Source organism: Pseudomonas sp. NPDC090208 (genome assembly GCF_044746785.1).
In the GTDB taxonomy this organism is placed as follows: domain Bacteria; phylum Pseudomonadota; class Gammaproteobacteria; order Pseudomonadales; family Pseudomonadaceae; genus Aquipseudomonas.
Genome location: NZ_JBIVCU010000002.1, coordinates 154,747 through 163,292, shown reverse-complemented (window position 1 = coordinate 163,292; position 8,546 = coordinate 154,747). Strand labels below are relative to the sequence as shown.

General features: G+C 60.3%; 8 protein-coding genes. 3 read left to right on the top strand and 5 right to left on the bottom strand.

The window, feature by feature from the left end; all coding sequences use genetic code 11:
• Nucleotides 1-465 (bottom strand): 50S ribosomal protein L13 (gene rplM, locus ACIPL0_RS03780; protein ID WP_400731300.1); only part of this gene is annotated, 465 nt, incomplete at its 3' end.
• 240 nt (nt 466-705) lie between these two features.
• On the opposite strand from rplM, the gene ACIPL0_RS03775 reads away from it, so the two are divergent.
• Nucleotides 706-1,743: an NADP(H)-dependent aldo-keto reductase gene (locus ACIPL0_RS03775; protein WP_400593498.1), complete on the top strand. Its 1,038-nt coding sequence runs from the start codon at nt 706-708 to the stop codon at nt 1,741-1,743.
• 320 nt (nt 1,744-2,063) lie between these two features.
• Here ACIPL0_RS03775 and ACIPL0_RS03770 read toward each other — a convergent pair whose 3' ends face one another.
• Entirely contained in the window at nt 2,064-3,200 is a 1,137-nt protein-coding gene (locus ACIPL0_RS03770; protein ID WP_400593501.1) for an acyl-CoA dehydrogenase family protein, read from the bottom strand.
• A gap of 245 nt (nt 3,201-3,445) precedes the next feature.
• Here ACIPL0_RS03770 and ACIPL0_RS03765 point away from each other — a divergent pair, with 245 nt between their 5' ends.
• A complete protein-coding gene (locus tag ACIPL0_RS03765; RefSeq protein ID WP_400593958.1) occupies nt 3,446-4,342 on the top strand; it encodes a GlxA family transcriptional regulator in 897 nt (298 codons plus the stop codon).
• A gap of 169 nt (nt 4,343-4,511) precedes the next feature.
• Here the strand turns inward: ACIPL0_RS03765 and zapE are convergent, their stop codons facing one another.
• The 3 genes from zapE to ACIPL0_RS03750 all read right to left on the bottom strand — a co-directional run bounded on the left by zapE (nt 4,512) and on the right by ACIPL0_RS03750 (nt 7,677).
• On the bottom strand, nt 4,512-5,606 hold the full coding sequence (zapE, locus tag ACIPL0_RS03760; RefSeq protein WP_400593504.1) for a cell division protein ZapE: 1,095 nt from the start codon (nt 5,604-5,606) through the stop codon (nt 4,512-4,514).
• Nucleotides 5,607-5,669: 63 nt separating this feature from the next.
• Nucleotides 5,670-7,019 carry a tryptophan--tRNA ligase gene (locus ACIPL0_RS03755; RefSeq protein WP_400593507.1) on the bottom strand — a complete coding sequence of 450 codons (1,350 nt, stop codon included), beginning with the start codon at nt 7,017-7,019 and terminating at the stop codon, nt 5,670-5,672.
• Between the two features lie 28 nt (nt 7,020-7,047).
• The gene (locus ACIPL0_RS03750) at nt 7,048-7,677 is read right to left on the bottom strand and encodes an alpha/beta hydrolase (protein WP_400593510.1); all 630 of its coding nucleotides are present in this window, start codon (nt 7,675-7,677) and stop codon (nt 7,048-7,050) included.
• 145 nt (nt 7,678-7,822) lie between these two features.
• Between ACIPL0_RS03750 and ACIPL0_RS03745 the strand changes: the two genes are divergently transcribed.
• Nucleotides 7,823-8,260, top strand: coding sequence for a YhcB family protein (locus ACIPL0_RS03745; protein ID WP_400593513.1), 438 nt, complete (start codon nt 7,823-7,825; stop codon nt 8,258-8,260).
• The last annotated feature ends 286 nt before the right edge of the window (nt 8,261-8,546 follow it).

The following is an 8,546-nucleotide window of genomic DNA, read 5'->3' as shown; positions in this document are numbered from 1 at the left end:
CCAACACAAGACTCGCCGACCAAAAGACCTACACCGAGAAAACTCCCGACCTTGGGGCTGCTGAGCAGTATGAGGGTGTGCAGCGCCCGCATAGACTTTCAGCTTACGATACATGTCGCGACCCAGCGGGTTCTTAGGCAGCATGCCTTTGACCGCGGTCTCGATCACGCGCTCAGGAGCTTTGTCGATCAGCTTTTCGAAGTTGATCGATTTGATCCCGCCCGGGAAACCGGAGTGAGAGTAGTAGATCTTGTCGGAGCTTTTGGCACCGGTGACGCGGATTTGCTCAGCGTTGATAACGACGATGTAGTCGCCGGTGTCAACGTGCGGAGTGTATTCCGGCTTGTGCTTGCCACGCAGACGGCTCGCGATCTCGGTGGCCAAACGACCCAGGGTCTGGCCAGCAGCGTCGACGACGTACCAATCGCGCTTTACTGTTTCCGGTTTAGCGGTAAAAGTTTTCATTCTTTATAGCCTCAAGGGCCGCCCTGAAAAATAGACGGCGGAGCTTACTCAATAGTACGGTCTTTGACAAGTCAAAGGCCGCCGGGCACGAACGCTATAGGGGGCTCGGGTCAGCGCGTTCGATCGCAGCGGAGTCTTGTGTCGCGGGGCATCACTCCCACGACAAAGAGCTGCGGAATTATGCAGATTGCGAAAAAAATTTCAACCTGCTTTTATGGGTCTTTTGATCAGGAGAGCTGTATGGATTACCGCCAACTGGGCAGAACAGACCTGAAAGTCAGCGCAATCTGCCTCGGCACCATGACCTGGGGCGAGCAAAACACTCAGTCTGAAGCCTTCGCCCAGATCGAACGGGCCAAAGCGGCAGGGATCAACTTCATGGATACCGCCGAGATGTATCCGGTCCCGCCGAAGAAAGAAACCTACGCCAGCACCGAAACGATCATCGGCAACTGGTTCAAACAGAACGGCGATCGCGCCGACTGGATCCTGGCCAGCAAGATCGCCGGCCCCGGCAACGGCATCGACTACATCCGCGATGGCCATCCGAAATTCAACCGCGAGCACATCGTTGCCGCCGTCGACGCCAGCCTCAAACGCCTGCAGACCGACTACCTCGACCTCTATCAATTGCACTGGCCGGAGCGCAGCACCAACTTCTTCGGCAAGCTGGGTTACACCCACAATGAAGAGCACTTCACCCCGTTGCTGGAGGTGCTTGAGGCGCTGGATGAGCAGGTCAAGGCCGGCAAGATCCGCCACGTCGGCCTGTCCAACGAAACCCCGTGGGGCACGATGAAGTTTCTGGCCGAGTCGCAGACCCACGGCCTGACCCGCCCGGTGTCGATCCAGAACCCGTATAACCTGCTCAACCGCAGTTTTGAGGTGGGTCTGGCGGAAGTGGCGATTCGCGAGCAATGCGGCCTGCTGGCCTACTCGCCGATGGCGTTCGGCATGCTGTCCGGCAAATACGAGAACGGCGCGCGCCCACCAAAAGGTCGTCTGAGCCTGTACAGCCGCTTCACCCGTTACTTCAATCCGCAATCGGAAGCGGCTTGCGCCCGTTACGTGACCCTGGCCCGTGAGCACGGTCTGGACCCAGCCCAGATGGCACTGGCATTCGTCACCAGCCGTCCGTTCGTGACCAGCAACATCATTGGCGCGACCACGCTGGAACAGCTGGAGAGCAACCTCGCCAGCGCCGAGCTGGTGTTGTCCGAAGCGGTGCTGGCCGGTATCGAAGCGATCCACAAGGATCAGCCGAATCCGGCGCCGTAACAGGTTGCATCCGGTCGACCCGAAATGAACCCCGTGGGAGGGAGCCCTGCTCGCGAAGGCGTCAGTTCAGACGTCACAGCATCGACTGACAGGATGCATTCGCGAGCAGGGCTCCCTCCCACAGGATCGCTGTCAGCCACACGCTTTGTGGATTGCCGCCAAACCGGTAGGAGCGTGCTTGCCCGCCAGCGCGATATTGCCGGGTTTGACGCTTAAGACAGTTAGCTCCCTCCCACGGCTCAGCGGTGTGATTCGTCTGCCGGATCGCGAATAAATTCGCTCCCACAGGAGGTTGTGCTTCAAGCGCTATGGGTCATGGATCACAACGCCCGCGCAATGATCTCCTTCATGATTTCGTTGGTCCCCGCATAGATCCGCTGCACCCGCGCATCCGCCCAGGCCCGGGCAATCGGGTATTCCCACATGAAGCCGTAGCCGCCATGCAACTGCACGCACTCGTCGAGCACCTTGCATTGCAGGTCGGTTGACCAGTATTTGGCCATCGCCGCTGTAGGCACATCCAGCTTGCCTTCCAGATGCAGTTCCAGGCAGCGATCAATGAACGTGCGGCCAATCTGCACCTCGGTAGCCATCTCGGCCAGCTTGAAGCGGGTGTTCTGAAAGTCGGCCACCGCCTGCCCGAACGCCTTGCGCTCGCGGGTGTAATCCAGTGTCCAGCGCAGCGCCGCCTCGGCCGAGGCAATCGCGCCGATCGCCACTGTCAGGCGCTCCTGCGGCAGCTCCTGCATCAAATAGGCGAAGCCCATGCCGGCCTGCCCCAGCAGGTTTTCCTTGGGCACACGGACATCCTGGAAGAACAGCTCGGAGGTGTCCTGCGCCTTCATGCCGACCTTTTCCAGACGCTTGCCCTTCTCGAACCCCGGTGTGCCCGCCTCCACCAGAAACAGGCTGGTGCCCTTGGCGCCGGCCTTGGGGTCAGTCTTCGCGACCACGATCACCAGATCGGCGAGAAAGCCATTGGTGATGAAAGTCTTGGAGCCGTTGATGACGTACTCATCGCCATCCAGCACCGCGGTGGTCTTGACCCCTTGCAGGTCGGAACCGGCGCCCGGCTCGGTCATCGCAATGGCCGTGACCAGTTCGCCACTGACCATTTTCGGCAGGTATCTGTGCTTCAGCGCTTCGCTGCCGTAATGCAGGATGTAGGGCGCGACGATGTCCGAATGCAGGGAAAAGCCGATGCCGGTCAGGCCCAGCCGGTAGATTTCTTCGATGACCACCGTGGTGTAGAGAAAGTCCGCCGCCATGCCGCCGTACTCTTCCGGCAGGTGCGAACACAGCAGCCCCTGCTCGCCGGCACGGTTCCACAACGAACGTTCGACGTGCCCCTGTTTTTCCCACTGGGCATGGAACGGCGCCGCTTCCTGTTCGAGAAACTTGCGCACGCTGTCGCGGAAAAGTTCGTGATCAGAGCTGAAGAGCGTTCTTGGCAGCATGGAAATCCTTGGCCTGGAGGCCGCGTCTGACGGGATGAAACACGAGCCTATGCCGACCCGTTTAGCGACGACACTGGACACATCCGACAAAAAATAAGACGATCACGCCGTTGATTGACCACTTTCCCTTATAAGAACAACAGATTATGTCTACACAACAAAACGTGCCGTTGCGGCGCGTCAGCATCCTCGCGATCGATGGAATCTTTGCCTCCACCCTCACCCAGGCCAAGGACTTCTTCCACCTGGCCAGCCTGCGTTATGGCAAGCAACTGGGCCACGGTCTGAAACCTGCCTTCGAAACCCGACTGGTCAGCCCGGACGGCAAGTCCGTGCACAGCTTCAGTGATGTGGTATTGCCGGTCGACGGCGTCCTCGACGACAGCGACATCATCGTGTTGCCGGCCTTTGTCGACAACTTCGACGCCCTGCGTCTGCGCTACCCACAAATCCTGCCCTGGCTGCGTGAACAGCATGCTCGTGGCGCGGTGCTGTGCGGCGAAGCCAGCGGCGTGTTCTGGCTGGCCGCTGCCGGCTTGCTCGACGGCAAGGAAGCCACCACCTACTGGCGCTTCTTCAACGAATTCGCCGAGCGCTTCCCCAAGGTTTTGCTCAATCAGGAAAAGCACCTGACTGACGCCGACAACCTGTATTGCGCCGGCGGCACGGTTTCGGCCTGCGATCTGTACATTTATCTGATCGAGCGTTTCTGCGGTGCCAATGTCGCCCAGACCGTGGCCCGCGACATTCTCTATGAAGTGCAGCGCAGCTATGCACCGGGCCGCATGGGCTTTGGCGGGCAGAAACTGCATCAGGACGTGATCATCCTGCAGATTCAGCACTGGCTGGAGGAGCACTTCGCCGACAAGTTCCGCTTCGAAGACGTTGCCCGCGAACACGGCATGAGCATCCGCAACTTCATGCGCCGCTTCCAGACCGCGACCGGCGACAAGCCGCTGCACTATCTGCAACGCCTGCGCATCGAAACCGCCAAGGGTCTGCTCTCGGGCTCGCGCAAGAGCATCAAGACCATCAGCTACGAGGTTGGCTACGACGACGCGAGCTTCTTCGCCCGCCTGTTCCGCCAACACACCGAGCTCTCGCCCAACCAGTACCGCCAGCAGTTCCAGCAGGCCGCCTGAAATGAAAACGCCCCGCTACGATGCGGGGCGTTTTCATTAACCATCTGACACAACACCGATACCGATCCTGTGGGAGCCGGCTTGCTGGCGAAGGCGTCGAATCAGCCGCTACGATGCCGACTGACACGCCGCCTTCGCCAGCAAGCCGGCTCCCACAAGGGTCAGCGCATCAGGGCTTGTGCGCCCGCGACAGGAATTCGTGGGACTGCATTTCCAACAGGCGGCTCAGGGTGCGCTGGAACTCGAAGTTCAGACGACCACCCGAGTACAAGTCTTTCAGCTCGACTTCCGCCGAGATGATCAGCTTGACGTTACGGTCGTAGAACTCGTCGACCATGTTGATGAAGCGACGGGCGATGTCGTCGGTGGCGACGCTCATCTGCTCGACGCCGCTGAGCAGCACGGCGTGGAAGATCTTGCCGATTTCGATGTAGTCGTTCTGGCTGCGAGGGCCGTCGCACAGTTCGCGGAATTCGAACCACGCCACGTCATCGCAGGTGCGCAGTGCCTTGATCGGGCGGTTTTCGATCATCAGCACATCGTTGTCGATGGCCTGAGTGCATTCCGGCGTCAGCGCGCGGAAGCTCTTGCGCAGGCTTTCGTGAGCGACTTCGTTCAGCGGGAAGTGGAACAGCTCGGCCTGCTCCAGATGGCGCAAGCGATAGTCGACGCCGCTGTCGACGTTGACGATCTCGGTGTTCTGCTTGATCAGTGCGATGGCCGGCAGGAAGCGCGCACGTTGCAGGCCGTCCTTGTACAGGCCGTCCGGCACGATGTTCGAGGTGGCGACCAAGGTCACACCGTTCTTGAACAGCTCTTCCATCAGCGTGCCGAGAATCATGGCGTCGGTGATGTCGGACACGAAGAACTCGTCGAAGCAGATCACCCGCGCCTCGTCGGAAAACCGTTTGGCGATGATCGTCAGCGGGTTTTTCTCGCCCTTGAGGGTCTTCATCTCTTCGTGCACGCGCTTCATGAAGCGGTGGAAGTGCGTACGCATCTTGTCCTGGAACGGCAGCGCTTCAAAGAAGGTGTCGACCAGGTAGGTCTTGCCGCGTCCCACGCCGCCCCAGAAATACAGCCCCTTGACCATCACGGCTTCCTTCTTGCCGAACAGCTTGCCGAACAGACCCGGCTTGCTCTGATGAGCGGCCACCAGATCGTCGTACAGGCGCTGCAAATGACGCACCGCATTTTCCTGCGCGGCATCGTGGAAGAATTCAGGTTTCTTGAGGTCGTTCTGGTAGCTTTCTAGGGGCGTCATAATTTCGTTAGCTAGGTAACAAAAACGGGCCGACACTGTAGCGATGGCCCGTTGTAATGGCAATTAATCCTGTTGTGGCGCCAGCGCCAGTTTCAGGCTCTCGATTGCCGCATCACGGCTTGCGGCATCGGCGAACACCGGGCTGTCGGCGACACAGGCGCCTTCCAGCCAGACGGTGAAGGCTTCACCTTCCGTCCGAATGTCCAGATCACCGCCCTGCTGCAGCTGTTTGGTCACCGCACCGGCAGCCTTGCCGTCAGCGAAATTGCGCGACAACAGCAGTTGCTCGCCATCAGCCGCCAGCAGGCGGAAGCGGAAGCTGCCGTCGTCTTCACGGAAGCTGACGAAACGCGCAGCCTTGCCGGCTTTCTTCTTGGTCGCGGCGGCAGTTTGCGTGGCGGAACGGAAAGAACGCAGGCCGACCGCTTCACGCAGTTCACCCAGGAACGGCGTCGCGATACGACGGGCCTTTTGCGCACCCGCCAGGAGAATGTCCTCCAGATCGGCCGGACGTTCAATCAGACGATGGTAGTTCTCGCGGGCTTCACCCAGCTCGCCGTCCAGCAACTGGAACAGCCGCTGTTTGGCATCGCCCCAGCCCAGGCCTTGCAGCAGGTCGCTGCGGAATTCGGCGCTCTGCTCCTTGCTCGCAAACGCTTGGTACAGGGTGAACAGGTGCGAGTTGTCCGGGTCCTTGGCTTCGCCCGGCAGGCGCGAGTCGGTGACGATGCGCGAGATCGCGTCCTTCATCTCCTTGGCGCTGCTGAACAGCGGGATGGTGTTGTCGTAGCTCTTCGACATCTTGCGACCGTCGAGTCCCGGCAGGGTCGCCACGCTTTCCTCGATCAGCGCCTCGGGCATGACGAAGAATTCCTTGCCATTGCCAAACAGGTGGTTGAAACGCTGGCCGATATCGCGGGCCATTTCCACGTGCTGAATCTGGTCACGGCCGACAGGCACCTGATGGGCGTTGAACATCAGGATGTCCGCTGCCATCAGCACCGGGTAGCTGAACAGGCCCATGCTGATGCCGGCATCGGGGTCTTCACCATTCTCGACGTTCTTGTCCACCGAGGCCTTGTAGGCGTGGGCGCGGTTGAGCAGGCCCTTGGCGGCGACACAGGTCAGCAGCCAGGTCAGTTCAGGGATTTCCGGGATGTCGGACTGGCGATAGAAGGTCACGCGGTCGACGTCCAGACCGGCGGCCAGCCAGGTCGCGGCGATTTCCAGACGCGAGCGCTGGATGCGCAGCGGGTCATCGCACTTGATCAGGGCGTGGTAGTCAGCCAGGAAGTAGAACGAGTCGGCGTCGCTCTGGCGGCTGGCGACGATGGCCGGGCGAATGGCACCGGCGTAGTTGCCCAGGTGGGGCGTACCGGTGGTGGTGATACCGGTCAGGATACGAGTGGTCATGGCAGGTCGCTTATTCCGGGTGCGGCGATCAATTCGAGAGACGCGGCAGGACCAGATCCTTGAGATCGGTCAGCTTGCCGTGAAAAAAGTGTCCGCATTCTGCCACTTTCAACAGCTCATGGGGGCGTGACAGCGCATCGGACCAGTCATAAACCAGCTGCGGCTCGACCACTTCATCGTTTTCCGGCTGAATCAGCGTCATCGGGCCGTTTTGCGGCAGTGCGGCCGGGTCGGCAATGCGCATGACCGCAGGCGCGACCATGAACAGGTGATTCAGGGTTTCACCGCGTGCTTCGAGGCGACCACCCAGGGTCGCGGCGACAAAACCGCCGAAAGAGAAGCCCAGCAAGGTCATCGGCAGATCAGGATGTTTTTCCCGCAGCCACAGTGCTGCCGCTTCGGCATCATCGACTTCGCCCTGGCCCATGTCCGAACTGCCGGCGCTTTCGCCGACACCCCGGTAGTTGAAGCGCAACGTGATTAGACCGGCATCGCGCACGGTACGCTGCAGGGTCGAAACCACTTTGTTAAGCATGGTGCCACCCTGAACCGGGTTAGGATGGCAGATCAGCGCCACACCCTTGGCCCCTTCCAGGTCCAGGTACAAGGCTTCGAGTTGGCCCACCGGGCCGTCGATGAATACAGGGGTTTCACGCATGAGCAAGAATGAACTCCGTGACCTCGAAATGGGTCGACTCGTCTAGCTGAATGTCTGTGGCTGGCATATCGGCGACGCGTCACCGCTATACAGCGCAGGTTCGAGCCGTTAACGTAAAGCAAAGCCGTTTATAGAGGAAGGACTCGTGGATTACTCGCTCTTAGTTTGGTTGCTGCCGACCATTGCCCTGATCGCCGGTGTAGCCATCGGTTTCTTTGCGGCACGTCTGCTGCCCAACGCCGCGCCTAACAGCACCCAGCGCCAGCTGGATGACGTTCAGGAGCGTTTCGACACCTATCAGAACGAGGTGGTCACTCACTTCAACAGCACGGCTAACCTGGTGTCCAAGCTGTCCCAGAGCTACCAGGACGTACAGGAACACCTCGCCGAGGGCGCCAACCGTCTGGCCCTGGACGACCTGACCCGCCAGCGTCTGCTCGCCGCTCTGCACCCCGAGGCGAACCAGGCCCCACGCGACCGGCTGACACCGCCACGCACCGCCGCCGAGCCGCCGCGTGACTACGCCCCCAAGATGCCGAACACCCCCGGCATGCTGGATGAGCATTACGGCTTGAAGAAATAAAGCGCAAACATCACAAAAAGCCCGCCCCTGATGCATTCAGCGGCGGGCTTTTTTGTATGCGTTACAGTCCGACAAACATCGATGCGGTTGCTTCTGGCCGCAGACCGTGGGAGGGAGCCCTGCTCGCGAAGGCGTCACATCAGCCGATGCCGAGGCGTCGGACCTGACGCGTTCGCGAGCAGGGCTCCCTCCCACAAATTCACGGTAGTGTCATACCAAAAGTGGCAACCACGAAAGAAGCCCACAAAAAACCCGCCATCGTCGGCGGGTTTCTGTGTACGGCGGG